Raw genomic sequence first — 17507 nt, 5'->3', positions numbered from 1 at the left:
GGCCTCAGCCCATCAAGGCTTCGCGCACCGCCGCCAGCTGGCGGCGCGACACCGCCAGCCGCTCCTCGACCCCGTCGAGCCGCACGGTCCAGCCTTCACCCTCGACCGGGTCGCTGTGCTTTTCCACCGCCCGCACCGCCCGCCGCGACACCAGGGCGTTGCGGTGCACGCGCACGAAGAGGTGGGAGTAGCGCGCCTCCAGGTCGCTCAGCGCGCCGTCGTAGATGTGCTCCTTCTCCGCCGTGCGCACGGTGATGTACTTCAGCTCGGCCTTCAGGTAGATGATGTCCGACAGCGCCACGCGCTCGCTGCGCCCGCGCTCCTGGATGATCAGCGCCTCCGGCGGACCGGAATCGCCACTGCCTTCCTTGCCCGCGCGCACTTTCACCACCTTCTGCAGCGCCTGCTGCAGTCGCTCGCGGCGCACCGGCTTGGTCAGGTAGTCCACCGCCTCCACCTCGAAGGCGCTCACCGCGTGCTCCGGGTAGGCTGTAACAAACACGATCGAGGGCGGCGCGGCCATCTGGCGCAGGGTGTTCGCCAGGGTGATGCCATCCACCCCCGGCATGTGCACGTCCAGCAGCACCAGTTCGCAATGGGTGCGCTGGATCATGTCCATCGCCTGCACGGCGTTGCCGGCCTCGCCCACCACGTCGGTGCGCGGCTCCGTGCACTCGGCCAGCAGGGTGCGCATGCGCGATCGCGCCAGGGCTTCATCGTCGACGATCAGAACCTTCAGTGCCATGTCTTGCTCCGTGGTCGGTCTTTTGCCATGTCGCGCTTATACCGGGATTTCGAGGCGCACCTGGAAAACGCCGTTGACCAGCGCGCTCTGGAAGCGCCCCTGCACATCATGCAACAAGGTCAGCCGCTGCCGCACGTTGTCCAGCGCCAGGCCGTTGCCGCGCTTGCCGCTGCCCGCCGGCACGGTATTGGTGACCTTGATCACCACCACCCCGCCGCGGCGCTGCGTGCTGATGCGCACCGTGGCCCCGGTGGGGCTGGGCTCCACGCCGTGCTTGACGGCATTCTCCACCAGCGGCTGCAGGATCAGGGGCGGCAGGCGGGCCTTGGACGCCGCTTCGTCGATCGCCCACTCCACCTGCAGGCGATCGCCGAAGCGCACCTGCTCGATGGCCAGGTAGTGCTCGGCCAGCTCCAGCTCCTGCCACAGCGGCACCGCCTCCTTCGGATCGGCCAGGGCGTGGCGGAACAGCTCGCTGAGGTCTTCCAGCAGGCTCTCGGCCTTGGCCGGCTCTTCGCGCACCAGGGCAATGGCGCTGTTGAGCGTGTTGAACAGGAAGTGCGGGCGGATGCGCGCCTGCAGCTCGGCCAGCCGGGCCGTGGTGCCCGCCGGCATGCGCGCCTTGGCCCGCCACACGAGCCCGGCCACCAGCACCGCCGCCACCAGCGCCCCGGCCGCCGCCGACGCCAGCCACAGCTGCTGCGTGAGAACGCCCAGCCAGACCACCAGCGCGCAGCCGTACAGGCCCGCCAGCGCCCCCAGCGAGACGCCCACGGCCCACTGCCAGTGCGAGGCCAGTCGGCCCAGCTGGCGCTTGAGCGCGCAGATGGCCAGCAGCCAGGCCAGCACGGCGGGCAGCGCGGCGCCGGTGTAGATGGCCAGCGCGGCACCCCAGGTGACGAAGCTGGTGGCGGTGAACAGCGCCGCCACGGCCACCACGGCCTGCACGAACAGCACCGCGCGCAGCACCACGCCGACCTGGCAGGTGTCGAACACCTGCACGCGGGCCCGCACATGCTCGGGCATCTCGGTGAGCGGGCGCGCCCCAGCCGCGTGGGGCAGTTCCTGGAAGGTCGATAAAATCCGCGAATCTTTCATGGGAAGCGATGCCGTTTTCCATTCGGTCGGCCACCCAGGCCCGCGCTTGGTTGCCCAGGCGCTCTCACACTCCCCCGTCCAGCCGCTGACAACACCATGTCATCCAACCAACTCGACAAGAAATCCGAAGCCTGGTCCGCCCTATTCTCGGAGCCGATGAGCGAGTTGGTCAAACGATACACCGCCAGCGTTTTCTTCGACAAGCGACTGTGGCAGGCCGACATCGAGGGCAGTCTCGCACACGCCGAGATGCTGGCGGCGCAAGGCATCATCGGCCCATCGGACCACGCCGACATCCAGCGCGGCATGGCGCAGATCGCGCAGGAGATCGAGAGCGGCGCCTTCGAGTGGAAGCTCGACCTGGAAGACGTGCACCTCAACATCGAGGCGCGCCTGACGCAGCTGGTGGGCGACGCGGGCAAGCGACTGCACACCGGCCGCAGCCGCAACGACCAGGTCGCCACCGACGTGCGCCTGTGGCTGCGCGGCGAGATCGACCTCATCGGCGGCCTGCTCACCGAGCTGCAGCGCGCGCTGGTGGACGTGGCCGAGAAGAACGTCGAGGTGATCCTGCCCGGCTTCACGCACCTGCAGGTGGCCCAGCCCGTGAGCTTCGCGCACCACCTGCTGGCCTATGTGGAGATGTTCTCGCGCGACGCCGAGCGCTTCGACGACGTGCGCCGCCGCACCAACCGCCTGCCACTGGGCAGCGCCGCCCTGGCCGGCACCACCTACCCGCTGGACCGCGAGCGCGTGGCCCGCACCTTGGGCATGGTCGACGAGAACGGGGCCCCCGCGGTGTGCCAGAACAGCCTGGACGGTGTGAGCGACCGCGACTTCGCCATCGAATTCACGGCCGCGGCCTCGCTGTGCATGGTTCACATCAGCCGCCTGAGCGAAGAGCTGATCCTGTGGATGAGCCAGAACTTCGGCTTCGTGAAGATCGCCGACCGCTTCACCACCGGATCGTCCATCATGCCGCAGAAGAAAAACCCCGACGTGCCCGAGCTGGCGCGCGGCAAGACCGGGCGCGTGGTGGGCCACCTCATGGGGCTCATCACCCTCATGAAGGGCCAGCCCCTGGCCTACAACAAGGACAACCAGGAAGACAAGGAGCCGCTGTTCGATACGGTGGACACGCTCACCGACACGCTGCGCATCTTCGCGGAGATGGTGGGCGGCCAGTTGAACCCGGCCACGGGCGCCAAGGAAGGCGGCCTCACGGTGAACGCTCCCGCCATGGAGGCCGCCGCGCAGAAGGGCTACGCCACCGCCACCGACCTGGCCGACTACCTCGTCAAGAAGGGCCTGCCCTTCCGCGACGCGCACGAGACCGTGGCGCACGCGGTGAAGGCCGCCACCTCGCACAACTGCGACCTCTCCGAGCTGCCGCTCACCGTGCTGCAGGGCTTTCACCCCAGCATCGAAAAGGACGTGTACGAGGTGCTGAGCCTGCGCGGCTCGCTCTCGGCGCGCCACACGCTGGGCGGCACCGCGCCCGCACAGGTGCGCGCGCAGATCGCGCGCCACCGCGCCCGACTGGGCTGAGGCCACTCCCCGGCGCCACGGCATGCTCGAGCCCATCGACCTCGGCACGCTGCGCGTGGTCATCGCCGCCGCCGACCTCGGCTCCATCAGCGCCGCCAGCGAGCGCCTGCAACTGGCGGTGGCCGCCGCCAGCTCGCGCATCACCGCGCTGGAGGATTCGCTGGGTTTCCGCATCTTCGAGCGCTCCTCGCGCGGCGTGCAGCTCACGCCCGCGGGCCAGATGCTCGTGCAGCGCAGCCGCGCCCTGCTGACCGACGCCGACCGGCTGGCCCAGCACCTCAAGGGCTACAGCCAGGGCCTGCAAGGCCAGGTGCGCGTGCTGGCCAACACCTCGGCCCTGCTGGAGGTGCTGCCGCAGCGCCTGCAGCGCTTCCTGTCCAGCCACCCGCTGATCCGCGTCGACATCGAGGAACGCGGCAGCCCCGAGATCCCGCTGGCCCTGATCGAAGGCCGCGCCGACTTCGGCGTGGTCGACCTGCCGGTGCCCCCGGCCGGCCTGACCTTCACGCCCTTCTTCAGCGACACCCTGGTGCTGCTCACGCCGCGCTCGCACCGCCTGGCGGGCCGCAAGAAACTGCGCCTGGCCGAGGCGCTGGACGAGCCCTTCATCACCCTGAGCGACGGCACCGCCCTGTCCAACCGCCTGCTCGCTTCGGCCACCGACGCCGGCCAACCGCTGAACGTGCGCATGCGCATGCGCGGCTTCGACGCCGTCTGCCGCATGGTGGCCGCCGGCCTGGGCGTGGGCGTGCTGCCGCTGGAGGCCGTGGCGCCGCAGCTGGCCCACCTGCCGCTGGCGGCGGTGCCGCTGAGCGACGCCTGGGCCCGGCGCACGCACAGCATCGCCACCCGCACCGACGCGCCGCTGGCCCCGGCGGCGGCCACGCTGGTGCGCGCGCTCCTGCGCTGAGCGCCCGCGCGGCTTTTCACGCAGCCTTCGGCTTTCGCCAAACGCGAAAGCGGCCTCACGCGCAGGCCATTGCCGCGCGCCGGCGGCCCTTCCTACACTGCCCGCGAACCGCAACCCACACACGCCGCCGCCCCCGGCGGCGCAGGAGACAAGATGAAGATCGCCCGCGTCTGGGCCACGCCGCTGAACCTGCCCGTCACCGTGCCGGCCAGCGGCGGCACCAAGACCACCAGCCTGTCCGTCTGCCTGGTGTCCATCGAGACCGATACCGGCCTGGTCGGCACCGGCATGACCGCCATCACCGAAGAAGAGGTGATCGGCAGCATCGTCAATGACATCGCGGCCCACCACCTGGTGGGCCAGGACCCGATGCGCCACGAGCAGATCTGGGAGCGCCTGTACTGGCTGCTCACGCCGCGCGGGCAGTCGGGCTACGCCAGCCACGCCATCGCCGCCATCGACCTCGCGCTCTGGGACATCAAGGGGCAGGCCCTGGGCGAGCCTTGCTGGCGCCTGCTGGGCGGCGCGCGCGCCGAGGTGCCCGTGTACGCCACCTTCGGCTTCGCCTTCTTCGAGCGCGACGAGCTCGCCGCCGCCGCCAGGGACTGGGTGGCGCGCGGCTTCACCCGCCTGAAGATGACCGTGGGCCACCACGCGCTGGCGCGCCGCGACGAGCCGCGCCCGCTGGACGCGGTGATCGCCGAGGACGTGCAGCGCATCCGTGCCGTGCGCGAGGCCGTGGGCCCCGACGTGCAGATCTACATCGACGCCAACTGCAGCCTGGACTACTTCCACGCCCTGAAGCTGGCCAAGCAGGTCGAGCCTTACGACATCAGCTTCTTCGAGGAGCCGGTGACGCACAACGACATCCCCAACCTGCAGAAGCTGCGCGCCAAGACCAGCATCCCCCTGGCCGCCGGGCAGAACGAGGGCCTGGCCACGCGCTTTCGCGACCTGCTGGTGGCGCAGGCGGTGGACGTGGTGCAGCCCAACGCCTGCATCAGCGGCGGCTTCACCCAGTGCGGGCGCATCGCGGGCATGGCCGCCGCCTTCAACACGCGCTTCGCCAACGGCGGCGCCTGGCCGCACCACAACATGCACCTGCACGCGGGCCTGGCCAACGGCTCGCTGGTCGAGTACCACTCGGTGGCCGTGCAGTGCTGCGAGCTGGTCTTCGATGACCTGCCCAAGCCCGAGCGCGGCGTGCTGCGCCTGCCCGAGGCACCGGGCCTGGGCTTCAAGCCCCACCCCGATCGCCTGGCGGAACTCGCCAAGCGGCCCGGCTCGCGCGGCGCCGGCAAGGCCTGAACGATTTTCCCCGCGACACAAACACAGGAGACAGACATGCACAAGCACGACACCCCTTCGCCCCACCCCGGCCGCCGCGCGCTGATCGCCGGGCTGCTGGCCGCCTTCGCCGCCACCGGCGTGACCACCAGCGCCTCGGCGCAGCAGAACTGGCCGCAGCGCCCGGTGCGCCTGGTGGTGGGCTACTCGGCCGGCGGTGGCGTGGACGCCGTGGCGCGCCTGGTCGCGCCGCGCCTGTCCGAGCTGCTGGGCCAGCAGGTGGTGGTGGACAACCGCACCGGCGCGGCCGGCCTCATCGCCGGCGACACCGTGGCGCGCGCCGCGCCCGACGGCTACACGCTGATGCTGGGCGACAGCTCGCTGCTGATCGCCCAGTACCTGCAGCCGAAGATGAGCTTCGACCCGGTCAAGGCCTTCACGCCGGTGGCGAGCCTGTTCACGCTGCCGCTGGTGATCGTCACCGCCAACGACTTCCCGGCCAAGACGCCGGCCGAGTTCGTGTCCCTGCTGAAGAAGAACCCCGGCCGCTACTCCTTCGCCACCTCGGGCGTGGGCACGGTGCACCACCTGGGCTTCGAGATGCTCAAGGGCCAGACCGGCGCCTACGTGGTGCACATCCCTTACCGCGGCGCGGCGCAGATCGTGCCCGACGTGATGAGCGGCCAGGTGCCGATCGGCGTGGTGAGCGCGGCCTCGGCCATCGCCCAGGCGCGCGCCGGCAAGCTGCGCGCGCTGGCGGTCATGAACCCGGTGAAGCTGCAGGGCGGCGAAGACATCGCCCCGCTGTCCGACGCCCTGCCCGGCTTCTCGGCCGTGCCGCGCCTGTACGTGCTGGCCCCCGCGGGCACGCCCGCGCCCATCGTGGAGCGGCTGAGCGATTCGCTGCGCAAGGTCATGGACGCGCCGGACATCGCGCAGGCGGCCGCCGCGCAGGGCGCCGTGCCGGCCTACATGCCGGCCGGGCCGCTGGCCGCCGACATCGCGCGCGAGTCCGCCGCCTGGGGCAAGGTCATCCGCGAGCAGAAGATCAGCAACCAGTGAGCCTGGACCGGGCCCGGCTCAGCGGCAGGGCTCGGGCTCGGGCAATTCGCGGCAGCGCTGGAAGGCCTCGGGCTTGAGGCCGCCGCCCACCAGGCGGTAGGCGTCGAAGCAGGCCTGGCTGGCCGCGTAGCGGTGCCAGGCCGCCTCGCAGGCGCTGGTGCCCGGCGGCAAGGGCGCGTCGGCCGGCACGGCGCTGGCCCGGTAGCGCTCGGGGATGTCCACCGCCTGGCTGTAGTGCACGTAGCCGTCGCGGTCGACCCAGCGCCAGATCTCCGCTGCTGCGGCGCACCAGGGCAGCAGCGCGGCGGCCAGCGCGAGGGCGGGGAGCGGGAGGCGGCGCATGGACATGGCAGTGGCCAGTATCCGCCCGCTTCCCCGGGGTGTGTCAACCCGCCCCGGGCGCCCTTCTGAAAATGTTTCAATCCGCGCCAGCGCGCTTTCACGCGCGCCGGGCGGGGCGGCTGGCTACCATCGCGGCCAGCCCGCCGCCCCCACCGACAACGAGGAGACCCGCCCATGACCGTGATCACCAACATCGAAGACCTGCGCGTGCTGGCGCAAAAGCGCGTGCCGCGCATGTTCTACGACTACGCCGATTCCGGTTCCTGGACCGAAGGCTCCTACCGCGCCAACGAGGCCGACTTCCAGAAGATCAAGCTGCGCCAGCGCGTGGCGGTGAACATGGAGAACCGCAGCACGCGCACCACCCTGGTGGGCCAGTCCGCCGCCATGCCGCTGGCCATCGCGCCCACCGGCCTCACGGGCATGCAGCACGCCGACGGCGAGATCCTCGCGGCGCGCGCGGCCAGGAAGTTCGGCATCCCGTTCACCCTGTCCACCATGAGCATCTGCTCCATCGAGGACGTGGCGCAGCACGCGGGCGAGGGCTTCTGGTTCCAGCTCTACGTGATGAAGGACCGCGCCTTCATCGAGCGCCTGATCGACCGCGCCAAGGCCGCGAACTGCGGCGCCCTGGTGCTCACGCTGGACCTGCAGATCATCGGCCAGCGCCACAAGGACCTGAAGAACGGCCTGACCGCGCCGCCGCGCCTGACGCTGCCCAACATCATCAACATCGCCAGCAAGCCGCGCTGGGCCCTGGGCATGCTGGGCACCAAGCGCCGCCAGTTCGGCAACATCGTGGGCCACGTGCAGGGCGTGACCGACATGGCCAACCTGGGCGCCTGGACCTCGCAGCAGTTCGACCCCAGCCTCAACTGGGGCGACGTGGAGTGGATCAAGAAGCGCTGGGGCGGCAAGCTCATCCTCAAGGGCATCCAGGACGTGGAGGATGCCCGCCTGGCCGTGCAGACCGGCGCCGACGCGCTGATCGTGAGCAACCACGGCGGGCGCCAGCTGGACGGCGCGCAAAGCAGCATCGAGGCCCTGCCCGCCATCGTGGATGCCGTGGGCGGCCAGATCGAGGTGCACATGGACGGCGGCGTGCGCAGCGGTCAGGACGTGCTGAAGGCGCGCGCCCTGGGCGCGCGCGGCTGCTACATCGGCCGCGCCATGCTCTACGGCCTGGGCGCCCTGGGCGAGCAAGGCGTGAGCAAGGCGCTGGAGATCATCCACAAGGAGCTCGACCTGACCATGGCCTTCTGCGGCCACACCAACATCGAGTCCGTGGACAAGTCCATCCTGCTGCCGGGCAGCTACCCGACGGCCTGACGACGGCCCGAGGCGGCGCGCTCAGCGCAGCTCGTACACGAAGGTGCTGACCACGCGCAGGCGCTTCTCGCGCGAGCTGCCGTCGTCGTAGTCGCTGCCGGCGGCGCCGCTGATCTGGATCACACCCTGGTTGGCGCTCTTGAGCGCGCCCAGCTGGGCGCCGGCCTCGGCGGCGAACTTCTCGGCCTGCTCGCGCGCGTTGCGCGTGGCCTCGGCCAGCAGCGGGGCCTTCACGTCGTTGAAGCCGCGCAGCTGGAACTGCGGGCCGCCATGGCCGTTGCCTTCGCCGCCCAGTTGCACGCCGGCCTGGATCAGCGGGTCCACCGCCAGCGCCGCGGCCTGCACGTCCGCCACACGCGCGGATTTCACGATCACCTGTCCCGTGCCATTGAAGCGCAGCGGCTGGTTGCCCGAGCCGTACTCGCGCGCGAACAGGTCCTGCACGCCGAGCGGGCGCACCTCGATCTCCTCGTCCTTGAAGCCGCGCTGCTTGAGGAAAGCCACCACCGCGTCGCGGTCGCCCGCCAGCGCCTTCTGCACATCGCCAAAGGCGTTGCCGCCGCGCCGGAAACCCAGGGTCCAGACGGCGAAATCGCTCTCCACGTTCTTCTCGGCCAGGCCCTTGACGGTGACGCTGCGGTCGGCCAGGCGGAAGCGCTCCAGGCCGTGGCTGACGGCCAGGCCGGCGATGGCGACGCCCGCGCCGACCAGCGCGGCCGCGAGCAAACGGGTGAGGGGATGCGTCATGGGGTCCTCCGACGGTGGCACACCGGACAGCCGGTGCAAACGACATACCCGGGCATGGTAAGCCGGCTACGATGGCCGGCTTGAAACCCGAGCGCCGCATCGCCCACCTCGACATGGACGCCTTCTTCGCGTCCGTGGAGCTGCTGCGCTACCCGCAGCTCAAGGGCCTGCCCATGGTCATCGGCGGCGGGCGCCGGCGCGAGACCGCCATGTTCGAGCGCCTGCGCGAGGCCTTCCCCGACACCGACTGGGGCCCCGGCACGCTGGACCGCATCCCGGTGGCGTTCTTCCCCCGCCTGAGCGAGTACGCGGGCCGCGGCGTGGCCACCACCGCCACCTACGCGGCGCGCCAGTTCGGCGTGGGCTCAGCCATGGGCCTGATGAAGGCCGCCAAGCTCTGCCCGCAGGCCATCCTGCTGCCGGTGGACTTCGACGAGGTCAAGCGCCTGTCGCGCACCTTCAAGCGCGTGATCACCGAGATCGCGCCGGTGATGCAGGACCGCGGCGTGGACGAGGTCTACATCGACTTCACCGAGGTGCCCGGCGGCCAGCGCGAGGGCGGGCGCGTGCTGGCGCGGCTCATCCAGAAAAGCATCTTCGAGGCCACGGGCCTGACCTGCTCCATCGGCGTGGCGCCCAACAAGCTGCTGGCCAAAATGGCCAGCGAGTTCAACAAACCCAACGGCATCAGCATCGTGCACGCCGGGGACCTGCAGCGCCTGATCTGGCCCCTGCCCTGCCGCAAGGTCAACGGCGTGGGCCCCAAGGCCGACGCCAAGCTGCAGTCCTTCGGCATCCACACCATCGGCGAGCTGGCCGCGCGCGAGCCCGATTGGTTGATCGCAAACTTCGGCAAGAGCTACGGCGCCTGGCTGCACGAGGTGGCCTGGGGCCGCGACGACCGCCCCGTGGTGACCGAGAGCGAGCCCGTGGGCATGAGCCGCGAGACCACCTTCGAGCGCGACCTGCACGCCGTGCACGACCGCGCCGAGCTCGGCGCCATCCTCACCGAGCTGTGCGAGCAGGTGGCCGGCGACCTGCAGCGCAAGGGCTACCTGGCGCGCACCATCGGCATCAAGCTCACCTACGTGGGCTTCACCAAGGTCACGCGCGACCTCACGCTGGACGAGCCCACGGCCGACGCCGCCACCATCCGCCGGGCGGCCGGCCTGTGCCTCAAGCGCGTGGACCTGACGCGGCGCTTGCGCCTGCTGGGCGTGCGCTCGTCCAAGCTGGTCAAACCGGGGACAGACGGCCCCGCGGCGCCCGACCAGAATGCCCGCCACCCCAAGCCCCGAGACAAGGCCCACCGCGATGACCACACCGACCTGCTTTTCCCTGAGCTGGACTGAGCCCGACGTGGCGCACCTGGCGCTGAACCGCCCCGAATCGCTCAACACCATGGGGCCCACGTTCTGGCGCGAACTCGACGGGCTGCTGCGCGAGATCCACGACGAGGGTCGGGCACGCGCCCTGGTCATCAGCAGCACCGGCAAGCACTTCAGCGCCGGCATGGCGCTGGAGACCTTCGGCGGCGCCATCACCCTGGACGACCGCAGCCCCGAGGGCCGCGCCGCGGTCTTCGACCTGCTGGCCCAGATGCAGGCCACCTTCACGCGGCTGGAAACGCTGCGCGCGCCAGTCATCTTCGCCATCCAGGGCGGCTGCGTGGGCGGCGCGGTGGACATGGTCACCGCCGGCTGCATCCGCTACGCCTCGGCCGACGCCTTCTTCTGCATCCAGGAAATCAACATCGGCATGGTGGCCGACGTGGGCACGCTGCAGCGCCTGCCCAAGCTGATCCCGCTGGGCCTGGTGAAGGAGCTGGCCTACACCGGGCGGCGCCTGCCGGCCGCGCGCGCCCAGGCCCTGGGCCTGGTGAACGAGGTCTTCGACAGCCACGCCGCCACGGTGGAGGCCGCGCTGCAGTGCGCGCGCGAGATCGCCAGCAAGCCGCCGGTGGCCATCTGGGGCACCAAGCAGGCGGTGAACTACGCGCGCGACCACTCGGTGGACGACAGCCTGCGCCAGATGGGCTGGCTGCAGGGCGCGATCTGGAGCAACGCCCAGGTGGGCGAGGCCATCGTGGCGGCCAAGGAGCGGCGCGCCGGCCGGTTCGCGCCGCTGGCGCCGCTCAAGTCCTTCCTGGACGCCGAGTGACACCCGCCCCGCCGTGCTGACGCTGCTGAACCCGCGCCACGCCGAACACGCCGGCCGCCAGGAGATGTTCCGGGGCCGGCTGGTGGCCAGCCATGAGAGCCCGGCGCGCCTGGAGCATGTGCTGGCGGAGCTGCGCCGCCGCCCGCTGGGCGAGCTGCGCGAGCCCGCCCTGGACGAGGCCACGCTGATGCCCGCCGTGCGGGCCGTGCACGAGCCGCGCTACCTCGACTTCCTGCGCACCGCCTGGGACGACTGGGTGGCGCTGGACCCGGCCAACGCGGGCCTCGACGCCCTGCCCTCGGTCTGGCCGCTGCCCAACCGGCACGGCTTCCGGCAGGACGGCTGGCCCGACAACATCGCCGCGCGCCTGGGCCAGTTCGCTTTCGATTCGGGCACACCGCTCACCGCCGGCAGCTGGCGCGCCGCGCTGGGCGGCGCCGCCTGCGCCCTGGCCGCCGCCCAGGCCGTGCTGGCCGGCGAGCGCGCCGCCTTCGCGCTCACGCGCCCGCCGGGCCACCACGCGGGCCCGGGCTTCTACGGCGGCTACTGCTTCCTCAACAACGCCGCCATCGCCGCGCAGGCGCTGCGCGACGGCGGCCACGCCCGCGTGGCCGTGCTGGACGTGGACTACCACCACGGCAACGGCACGCAGACCGTGTTCTACGAGCGCGCCGACGTGCTCACGCTCTCCCTGCACGGCGACCCGCGCACCGAGTACCCCTTCTTCCTGGGCCACGCCGACGAGCGCGGCGCCGGCGCGGGCGAGGGCTTCAACCGCAACTGGCCGCTGCCACGCGGCACGGCGCTGGCGGCCTGGCGCGCCGCGCTTGACCAGGCCTTGCAGGCCGTGTCGGACGTTGGCGCCACTGCCCTGGTGGTGCCGCTCGGCCTGGACACCTTCGAGGGCGACCCGATCTCGGGCTTCCGACTGCGCTCGGCCGACTACGCGGGCATCGGCGCGGCGCTGGCGTCGCCGGGATTGCCTACCCTCTTCACCTTCGAAGGTGGCTACGCGGTGGCCGAAGTGGGTGTCAATGCGGTGAACCTGCTCGAAGGCTTCGAGCGCGCGGCTTAAAGCCGCGCGGGAAAAAGCGCCCTGCGGCGATCCTCCGTCCGCAGGGCAAAAGGGGCGCCCGCCCGCCGGGCCGCGCCCCTGAGGGGACCTCGGAGCGGCGGGGGCTCAGGCGGCCTTGTAGAAGATGTAGTCGGCGCGGTACTGGACCACCTGCTTCGCGCCCAGGTTGGCCGCGCCACAGGCCATGGCCGGCGCCACGCCGCCCACGGTGGCCACCCGCTGGACGTAGGTCACGCCTTGCATGGCGCCCATGCCCATGGCCGGGTTGGCCTTGACCAGCTGCAGGGGAATGTTGCCGCTGCCGCCGGGGGCCACGGCCAGTTGCGTGCCGGTGATCTTGGAGCCGTCCATGGACTCCCAGGTGGCGGGCGGGCCGTAGTACTTGCCGACCTGCTTGCCACCGCGGTCCATCAGGCGGGCGTCGGGGCCAGCGAAGACCCATTCGAACTGGCCCGCCATGCCCTGTTTGGCGCGGCATTCGTAGGTGATGTCGCCCGCGCCCACGGTCTCCATGGCCACGCGGTGGCCGGCGGGCACCTTCACCGCGTCGGGCAGGCCCGCCTGCGAGAACACCATGGGCTGGCCCCCCATCGAAGAGGCGCAGGCGGTCATGGCGAGAACGGCCGAAGCGGCCAGGGTGGTCTTGAGGATCATGGAAATACTCCGGTCAAAGGTTGGGGAGAGAAAGCCGGGCGGGTGCATGGCCCACCCGTGTTGGAATGGGTCTCAGGCGCCGAACGACAGGGCGTTCGCGGGCAAGGGCCGACCCAGCGCGCTGCTGAGCACGGTGAAGTGCATGGTCTCGTCGGCGGCCAGCCGCGCGGCCACCTGGGCCAGCGCGCGGTCGCTCAGCGGCGGAATCACGCTGAGGTAGGCATTGGTCGCGCCCAGCTCCAGGCGCGCGGCCAGCGACAGCACGTCGGCCTGGCTCTTCAGCGAATCGGCCTTGAGGTCCCTGGCGTACTCATCGAGCTTCTTTTCCGCCACGGCCTGGCCACCGAGCTTGCGGATGGTGGCGGCCAGGGCGTCGCGGTGCGCCTTGTGGTGGCCCTGGAACTGCACCGCCACGTCGAGCACGGGCTTTTGCAGCAGGCCGCTGCCCGCGCCGAGCTGGTAGGCGTTGATGGCCTCGTGCTCCAGGCCGAGCGCGATGTTGAGGATGTCGACGTCCTTGGCGACGTCGGCCTTCATGCCCTGGGCCAGGGCGGGCCGCCCGGCGAGCATCGCCAGGCCGACAGCGGACAGGGTGGCGCCGGTGCGCAGGAAGGCGCGGCGTGGATCGATGGAGGTGCTCATGGTCTTGTCTCTCGCAGTGGGTTTGAGGAGGGGGAGCGGCGGCCGTCGACACCCATACGCAGGCCGGCCCCGCACCGGATTCAGCGAACCCGACTGTTTTGCTGGGTTGTGCGCATCCGCACGGTGGCGTTGAATCCACACGGGAAACACCGGCGTAGTGGTGGATGCAAACGCCCCCACAATGCGCCGCATGAGCGCCGACCCCGACGAACTCCTCATGGACCTGATCGATCGCATCGCCCAGCGCGACGAGGCCGCGCTGAAGGCGCTCTACGACCTCACCGCGCGCAAGCTCTACGGGCTGTCGCTGCGCGTGCTGGGCTCCGCGGAGGCGGCGGAGGACGCGCTGCAGGAGGCCTACCTGCAGGTCTGGCGCAGCGCGGGCGACTACCGCGCCACACTGAGCCCGCCCATGGCCTGGCTGGGCCTGATCGTGCGCAGCCGCTCACTGGACCTGCTGCGCCGCCGCGCGGCCGATCGCGCCCACCTCACGCAGGAGCTCGACGAGGTCCTGGCCGACACGCTGCCCGGCGACGCGCCCAACCCCATGGACACCAGCCTGGCGAGCCAGCAGGCCTGGGCCATGCACCAGTGCCTGGGGCAACTGGAGAACAAGCAGCGCGAAGTGATCAGCCTGGCCTACCTGCGCGACCTGAGCCACGGCGAGCTGGCCGAGCGCCTGGCGCTGCCGCTGGGCACCGTCAAGACCTGGATCCGCCGCGGCCTGGACAAGCTGCGCGACTGCATGGCCCGTTTCGCCTGAGGCCCGCGCCATGCAACTGCACCGCCACCCCGAACTGCTGCAGCGCCTGGCCGCCGCGCACGCCCTGGGCACGCTGCGCGGCGGCGCGCGGCGCCGCTTCGAGGCCATCGCGCGCGAACAGCCCGCGGTGCGCGCGGCCGCCATCGAATGGCAGACCCGCGTGGCCAGCCTCAACGAACTGCAGGCGGGCGCCGAGCCCGGGCCGCAGGTGTGGACGCGCATCCAGAACCTGGTGCGCGCCGACGCCGAGGGCGCCGCCCTCGCGAAGCAGCGCCAGGAGGCGGCGGTGGCGCCGGCCACGGGTTGGTGGCACAGCCTGGCGCTGTGGCGCGGCGCCGGATTGGCCGGACTGTGCGCGGTGGCGCTGGCGCTGGCGCTGCTGCCCGCGCTGCGCGGCGAACTGGACCGGCGCGGCGCCGAAGTGGCCGCGCTGCAGCGCCAGCTGCTGGCCACCCCCGACGTGCGCTACGTGTCCGTGCTCAACGACGACCAGGCCCGGCCGGCGGTGCTGATCACCTTCGACCCCAAGCACAACCGCCTGAGCCTGCAGCGCGTGGGCGGCTACCAGGAAGCGGCCGACCGTTCGCTGCAGCTCTGGGCGCTGCCGCCGGGCGCGGCGCCCCGCTCGCTGGGCGTGCTCACGCCCGAGCGCCTGCTGCAGCTGGCGGCCAGCGAAAGCGCGGTGCGCGAAGTGCCCGCGCTGGCCATCAGCCTGGAACCCCTGGGTGGCGTGCCCAGCGAGCGCGGCCCCACCGGGCCGGTGCTGTTCCACGGGCCGCTGATCCACAAGCAGATCTGAGGCGACCAAAGAAAAAAGCCGGCGCGAGCGCCGGCTTTTTGACGAGAGGTCAGGGCTTAGTAGCGCGGACCGTTGCTGCGGTAGCCACCGCCGCCGCCTTCTTTGGGGCGCGAGATGTTCACCACGATCTGGCGGCCGTCCACCGACTGGCCATTGAGGCCGTTGATGGCGGCTTGCGCCTCGGCCTCGGAGGACATCTCGACGAAACCGAAACCCTTGGAGCGGCCGCTGTCGCGGTCGGTCATGACCTTGGCCGAGGCCACGGCACCGTATTCGGAGAAGTTGTGACGAAGCGAATCGTCGTTGACGGAGTAGGGCAGGTTGCCCACGTACAGTTTGCTGCTCATGACTGAGCCTTTCAGAGAAGCGGGCCGGCCTGCAATGGCACGGACGCCGCGAGAGAAGGCGGTTGCCACGTGGAAGTGGGCCACCTGAGAAGACCGCCAGCCCGAGAGGACCGAGCGGTCAGTGAACGGCCGTTCGAGGACGGCGAAGCGGGCGATCCTACGCGCGATGCCAGGATTCACCTAAGGATTTCGGCAATTCCGCGATTGGCCTGACCAACGGTCAGCCCCCTCATTGCCGCGCCGTGCGCACATTGGCCGGCGGTTGCTGCGGGTGGCTGCTGCGCCAGGGGTTGATGTCCAGCCCGCCTCGGCGCGTGTAGCGCGCGTAGACGCTCAGCTTGGCGGGCTTGCAGCGCGTCCACAGGTCCATGTAGATGCGCTCCACGCACTGCTCGTGGAATTCGTTGTGGTTGCGAAAGCTCACCAGGTACTGCAGCAGGCCCGCCTGATCGATCTGCGGGCCGCTGTAGGCGATCTGCACGCTGCCCCAGTCGGGCTGGCCGGTCACCAGGCAGTTGCTCTTGAGCAGGTGGCTGACCAGGGTTTCGCTCACGGGCTGTTCGTCGAAGGCCGCCGTGAGCAGCTCGGGCGCGGGCTCGTAGCGCGTGCATTCCACGTCGAGCCGGTCCAGGCTCAGGCCGTCAAGCTCGTGAATGGGTTCGGCGTCGAAGCGTTCGGGCGCCAGCAGCTTCACGCCCACGCCGGCCTGCATGGGCCCGCCATGCCAGACGGCGGCGCTCAGGTCGGCGCGCAGGCGATCGCGCACGGCGTCGGCGCTGTCGAAGGGCGTGTTGTTGAAGCTGTTGAGGTAGAGCTTGAAGGACTTGCTCTCCACGATGTGCGTGCTCTCGGCCGGCACGGTGATGTGCGCGATGGCCACCTGCGGCTTGCCGCGCGGGTTGAGCCAGGACAGCTCGTAGGCCGTCCACAGGTCGCAGCCCACGAAGGGCACGTCGCCGGCGATGCCGATCTCGCGCCGCTTGGCCTCGCGCGGCAGCGGGAAGATCAGCGAGGGGTCGTAGCGGTCGACGTAGGCCGAGGCCTTGCCCAGCTGCGATTGTTCGGGGGTGTTCTGGCTCATCTCGGCTTTAACTGAACTCTCGTTCGCGCAGCCACTTGGTGGCGACCCACTTCTCGCCCTCGAGCACCGGCGCGCCGCCGTGCAGGGTGCGCGTGCTCGGGTGCGGCCGGTCGTAGCTGAAGAAGACGGCGTGGCCGCGCACGGGCGCCACCTCCAGGCCGACGTCGGGGAAGGTGGTGCCGCCGCCGCGCGCCGGTTCGTTGAGGTACATCACCAGCGTGGCCACGCGCTGGCCGCCGCGCTTGAGGATGGTGGGCGTGCCGGCCTCGTTGGGATCGAAGTAGTCGTAGTGCGGCTTGTACTCGGCGCCCGGGCGGTAGTGCAGCACCTGCAGGCCCTCGCCGTTTTCCATCGGCCAGCCCACCAGGCGCGCGATGCGCTGCTCCACGGCCGTGACCTCGGGCGTCTGGCCGCGCGCGAAGAACATGCCGCTGCTGGTGCGGTCGGGGTTGAGCTCCTCGCCGCCGGTGGCGGTCTGCACCGTGAGCGAGCGCGCCAGCCGGGGCTTGGCCGATTCGATGATGGCCTCGCACTCCTCGGCGCTGAGCAGGTTGCCCAGCACCACCACGCGCGGGTGGTTCACGTGCGCGATGACGTCCACCCAGCGGTCGCCGGCGTCGATGCGGCGCGGCGAACCCGAGGTGTCGATGACCGGCACCGCCGAGCCCTGCCCCACCACGCCCTGCACGGCCTCCCTCACTTCGGGGGCGGCCTGGGCCAGCGCGCCGGGCGAAACGGTGGACAGGTGCTCCAGCAGCGTGCGCTCCAGCGCGGCCTCGGCCACACCGGCGTTCCAGCCGGCGTCGAGCATGGCCTTGAGCACGGACTCGGGCGTGCAGCCGGCGCTGGCCTGCTCGATGATCCAGCGGCGCAGTTCGGGCGTGACGGACTGGGACATGGCGGTCTCCGGTGTCGCTC

General features: G+C 71.1%; 19 protein-coding genes. 10 read left to right on the top strand and 9 right to left on the bottom strand.

The genetic code is table 11. The annotated features are described in order from the left end of the window. Positions 1-4 precede the first annotated feature (4 nt). Together BHU06_RS01705 and BHU06_RS01700 are read right to left on the bottom strand one after the other, a co-directional pair. The gene (locus BHU06_RS01705; RefSeq protein ID WP_070397404.1) at positions 5-745 is read right to left on the bottom strand and encodes a LytTR family DNA-binding domain-containing protein; all 741 of its coding nucleotides are present in this window, start codon (positions 743-745) and stop codon (positions 5-7) included. Between the two features lie 36 nt (positions 746-781). Beyond that, entirely contained in the window at positions 782-1843 is a 1062-nt protein-coding gene (locus BHU06_RS01700; protein WP_070397403.1) for a sensor histidine kinase, read from the bottom strand. Positions 1844-1939: 96 nt separating this feature from the next. Here BHU06_RS01700 and argH point away from each other — a divergent pair, with 96 nt between their 5' ends. From argH to BHU06_RS01680, 4 genes are all read left to right on the top strand, one after another. Further along, entirely contained in the window at positions 1940-3391 is a 1452-nt protein-coding gene (gene argH / locus BHU06_RS01695) for an argininosuccinate lyase (protein ID WP_070397402.1), read from the top strand. Positions 3392-3413: 22 nt separating this feature from the next. Next, positions 3414-4301, top strand: coding sequence for a LysR substrate-binding domain-containing protein (locus BHU06_RS01690; RefSeq protein ID WP_070397401.1), 888 nt, complete (start codon positions 3414-3416; stop codon positions 4299-4301). A 153-nt stretch (positions 4302-4454) separates the two neighbouring features. Then, positions 4455-5609 (top strand): mandelate racemase/muconate lactonizing enzyme family protein, encoded by a 1155-nt coding sequence (locus BHU06_RS01685; protein WP_070397400.1) that lies wholly within the window; start codon positions 4455-4457, stop codon positions 5607-5609. A gap of 36 nt (positions 5610-5645) precedes the next feature. Continuing rightward, positions 5646-6650: a tripartite tricarboxylate transporter substrate binding protein gene (locus BHU06_RS01680; protein WP_070397399.1), complete on the top strand. Its 1005-nt coding sequence runs from the start codon at positions 5646-5648 to the stop codon at positions 6648-6650. Between the two features lie 18 nt (positions 6651-6668). Here the strand turns inward: BHU06_RS01680 and BHU06_RS01675 are convergent, their stop codons facing one another. Further along, positions 6669-6992, bottom strand: coding sequence for a DUF4124 domain-containing protein (locus BHU06_RS01675; protein ID WP_175442775.1), 324 nt, complete (start codon positions 6990-6992; stop codon positions 6669-6671). A gap of 174 nt (positions 6993-7166) precedes the next feature. On the opposite strand from BHU06_RS01675, the gene BHU06_RS01670 reads away from it, so the two are divergent. Continuing rightward, entirely contained in the window at positions 7167-8321 is a 1155-nt protein-coding gene (locus BHU06_RS01670) for an alpha-hydroxy acid oxidase (RefSeq protein WP_070397397.1), read from the top strand. A 21-nt stretch (positions 8322-8342) separates the two neighbouring features. Here BHU06_RS01670 and BHU06_RS01665 read toward each other — a convergent pair whose 3' ends face one another. Further along, positions 8343-9068, bottom strand: coding sequence for an SIMPL domain-containing protein (locus tag BHU06_RS01665; RefSeq protein WP_070397396.1), 726 nt, complete (start codon positions 9066-9068; stop codon positions 8343-8345). A gap of 71 nt (positions 9069-9139) precedes the next feature. On the opposite strand from BHU06_RS01665, the gene BHU06_RS01660 reads away from it, so the two are divergent. The 3 genes from BHU06_RS01660 to BHU06_RS01650 are packed head-to-tail and all read left to right on the top strand — an operon-like array spanning position 9140 to position 12303. Then, positions 9140-10420, top strand: a complete 1281-nt coding sequence (locus tag BHU06_RS01660) for a DNA polymerase IV (RefSeq protein WP_070397395.1) — start codon at positions 9140-9142, stop codon at positions 10418-10420. Next, positions 10383-11228: an enoyl-CoA hydratase-related protein gene (locus BHU06_RS01655; RefSeq protein ID WP_070397394.1), complete on the top strand. Its 846-nt coding sequence runs from the start codon at positions 10383-10385 to the stop codon at positions 11226-11228. The genes BHU06_RS01660 and BHU06_RS01655 overlap by 38 nt, the downstream gene beginning before the upstream one ends. A 13-nt stretch (positions 11229-11241) precedes the next feature. Then, positions 11242-12303: a histone deacetylase family protein gene (locus tag BHU06_RS01650; protein WP_070397393.1), complete on the top strand. Its 1062-nt coding sequence runs from the start codon at positions 11242-11244 to the stop codon at positions 12301-12303. A gap of 105 nt (positions 12304-12408) precedes the next feature. On the opposite strand, the gene BHU06_RS01645 is transcribed toward BHU06_RS01650, so the two are convergent. Together BHU06_RS01645 and BHU06_RS01640 are read right to left on the bottom strand one after the other, a co-directional pair. Then, the gene (locus BHU06_RS01645; RefSeq protein WP_070397392.1) at positions 12409-12957 is read right to left on the bottom strand and encodes a DUF3455 domain-containing protein; all 549 of its coding nucleotides are present in this window, start codon (positions 12955-12957) and stop codon (positions 12409-12411) included. 72 nt (positions 12958-13029) lie between these two features. Continuing rightward, entirely contained in the window at positions 13030-13599 is a 570-nt protein-coding gene (locus BHU06_RS01640; RefSeq protein WP_070397391.1) for a ferritin-like domain-containing protein, read from the bottom strand. Between the two features lie 181 nt (positions 13600-13780). On the opposite strand from BHU06_RS01640, the gene BHU06_RS01635 reads away from it, so the two are divergent. Together BHU06_RS01635 and BHU06_RS01630 are read left to right on the top strand one after the other, a co-directional pair. Continuing rightward, the gene (locus tag BHU06_RS01635; RefSeq protein ID WP_083292811.1) at positions 13781-14362 is read left to right on the top strand and encodes a sigma-70 family RNA polymerase sigma factor; all 582 of its coding nucleotides are present in this window, start codon (positions 13781-13783) and stop codon (positions 14360-14362) included. Positions 14363-14372: 10 nt separating this feature from the next. Then, positions 14373-15161 carry an anti-sigma factor gene (locus tag BHU06_RS01630; RefSeq protein WP_070397390.1) on the top strand — a complete coding sequence of 263 codons (789 nt, stop codon included), beginning with the start codon at positions 14373-14375 and terminating at the stop codon, positions 15159-15161. Positions 15162-15217: 56 nt separating this feature from the next. On the opposite strand, the gene BHU06_RS01625 is transcribed toward BHU06_RS01630, so the two are convergent. The 3 genes from BHU06_RS01625 to BHU06_RS01615 form a co-directional block, all read right to left on the bottom strand. Further along, positions 15218-15544, bottom strand: a complete 327-nt coding sequence (locus tag BHU06_RS01625) for an RNA-binding protein (protein WP_220377564.1) — start codon at positions 15542-15544, stop codon at positions 15218-15220. A 193-nt stretch (positions 15545-15737) separates the two neighbouring features. Beyond that, on the bottom strand, positions 15738-16589 hold the full coding sequence (gene queF, locus BHU06_RS01620; RefSeq protein WP_070397388.1) for an NADPH-dependent 7-cyano-7-deazaguanine reductase QueF: 852 nt from the start codon (positions 16587-16589) through the stop codon (positions 15738-15740). Positions 16590-16596: 7 nt separating this feature from the next. Next, the gene (locus BHU06_RS01615; protein ID WP_070397387.1) at positions 16597-17487 is read right to left on the bottom strand and encodes a 2OG-Fe(II) oxygenase; all 891 of its coding nucleotides are present in this window, start codon (positions 17485-17487) and stop codon (positions 16597-16599) included. Positions 17488-17507: the final 20 nt, after the last annotated feature.

It is taken from the genome of Hydrogenophaga sp. PML113 (assembly GCF_001777155.1).
Taxonomy (GTDB): domain Bacteria; phylum Pseudomonadota; class Gammaproteobacteria; order Burkholderiales; family Burkholderiaceae_C; genus Hydrogenophaga; species Hydrogenophaga borbori.
The sequence above is the reverse complement of the archived record's forward strand: the minus strand, read 5'-3'. Positions and strand labels throughout refer to the sequence as shown.

Coding starts and splice junctions, on each gene's coding strand:
- BHU06_RS01645 (WP_070397392.1), bottom strand. CDS start 12,957: ATGATCCTCAAGACCACCCTGGCCGCTTCGGCCGTTCTCGCCATGACC.
- BHU06_RS01635 (WP_083292811.1), top strand. CDS start 13,781: ATGCGCCGCATGAGCGCCGACCCCGACGAACTCCTCATGGACCTGATC.
- BHU06_RS01660 (WP_070397395.1), top strand. CDS start 9,140: ATGGCCGGCTTGAAACCCGAGCGCCGCATCGCCCACCTCGACATGGAC.
- BHU06_RS01640 (WP_070397391.1), bottom strand. CDS start 13,599: ATGAGCACCTCCATCGATCCACGCCGCGCCTTCCTGCGCACCGGCGCC.
- queF (WP_070397388.1), bottom strand. CDS start 16,589: ATGAGCCAGAACACCCCCGAACAATCGCAGCTGGGCAAGGCCTCGGCC.
- BHU06_RS01675 (WP_175442775.1), bottom strand. CDS start 6,992: ATGCGCCGCCTCCCGCTCCCCGCCCTCGCGCTGGCCGCCGCGCTGCTG.
- BHU06_RS01700 (WP_070397403.1), bottom strand. CDS start 1,843: ATGAAAGATTCGCGGATTTTATCGACCTTCCAGGAACTGCCCCACGCG.
- BHU06_RS01690 (WP_070397401.1), top strand. CDS start 3,414: ATGCTCGAGCCCATCGACCTCGGCACGCTGCGCGTGGTCATCGCCGCC.
- BHU06_RS01670 (WP_070397397.1), top strand. CDS start 7,167: ATGACCGTGATCACCAACATCGAAGACCTGCGCGTGCTGGCGCAAAAG.
- BHU06_RS01630 (WP_070397390.1), top strand. CDS start 14,373: ATGCAACTGCACCGCCACCCCGAACTGCTGCAGCGCCTGGCCGCCGCG.
- argH (WP_070397402.1), top strand. CDS start 1,940: ATGTCATCCAACCAACTCGACAAGAAATCCGAAGCCTGGTCCGCCCTA.
- BHU06_RS01655 (WP_070397394.1), top strand. CDS start 10,383: ATGACCACACCGACCTGCTTTTCCCTGAGCTGGACTGAGCCCGACGTG.
- BHU06_RS01705 (WP_070397404.1), bottom strand. CDS start 745: ATGGCACTGAAGGTTCTGATCGTCGACGATGAAGCCCTGGCGCGATCG.
- BHU06_RS01680 (WP_070397399.1), top strand. CDS start 5,646: ATGCACAAGCACGACACCCCTTCGCCCCACCCCGGCCGCCGCGCGCTG.
- BHU06_RS01685 (WP_070397400.1), top strand. CDS start 4,455: ATGAAGATCGCCCGCGTCTGGGCCACGCCGCTGAACCTGCCCGTCACC.
- BHU06_RS01665 (WP_070397396.1), bottom strand. CDS start 9,068: ATGACGCATCCCCTCACCCGTTTGCTCGCGGCCGCGCTGGTCGGCGCG.
- BHU06_RS01615 (WP_070397387.1), bottom strand. CDS start 17,487: ATGTCCCAGTCCGTCACGCCCGAACTGCGCCGCTGGATCATCGAGCAG.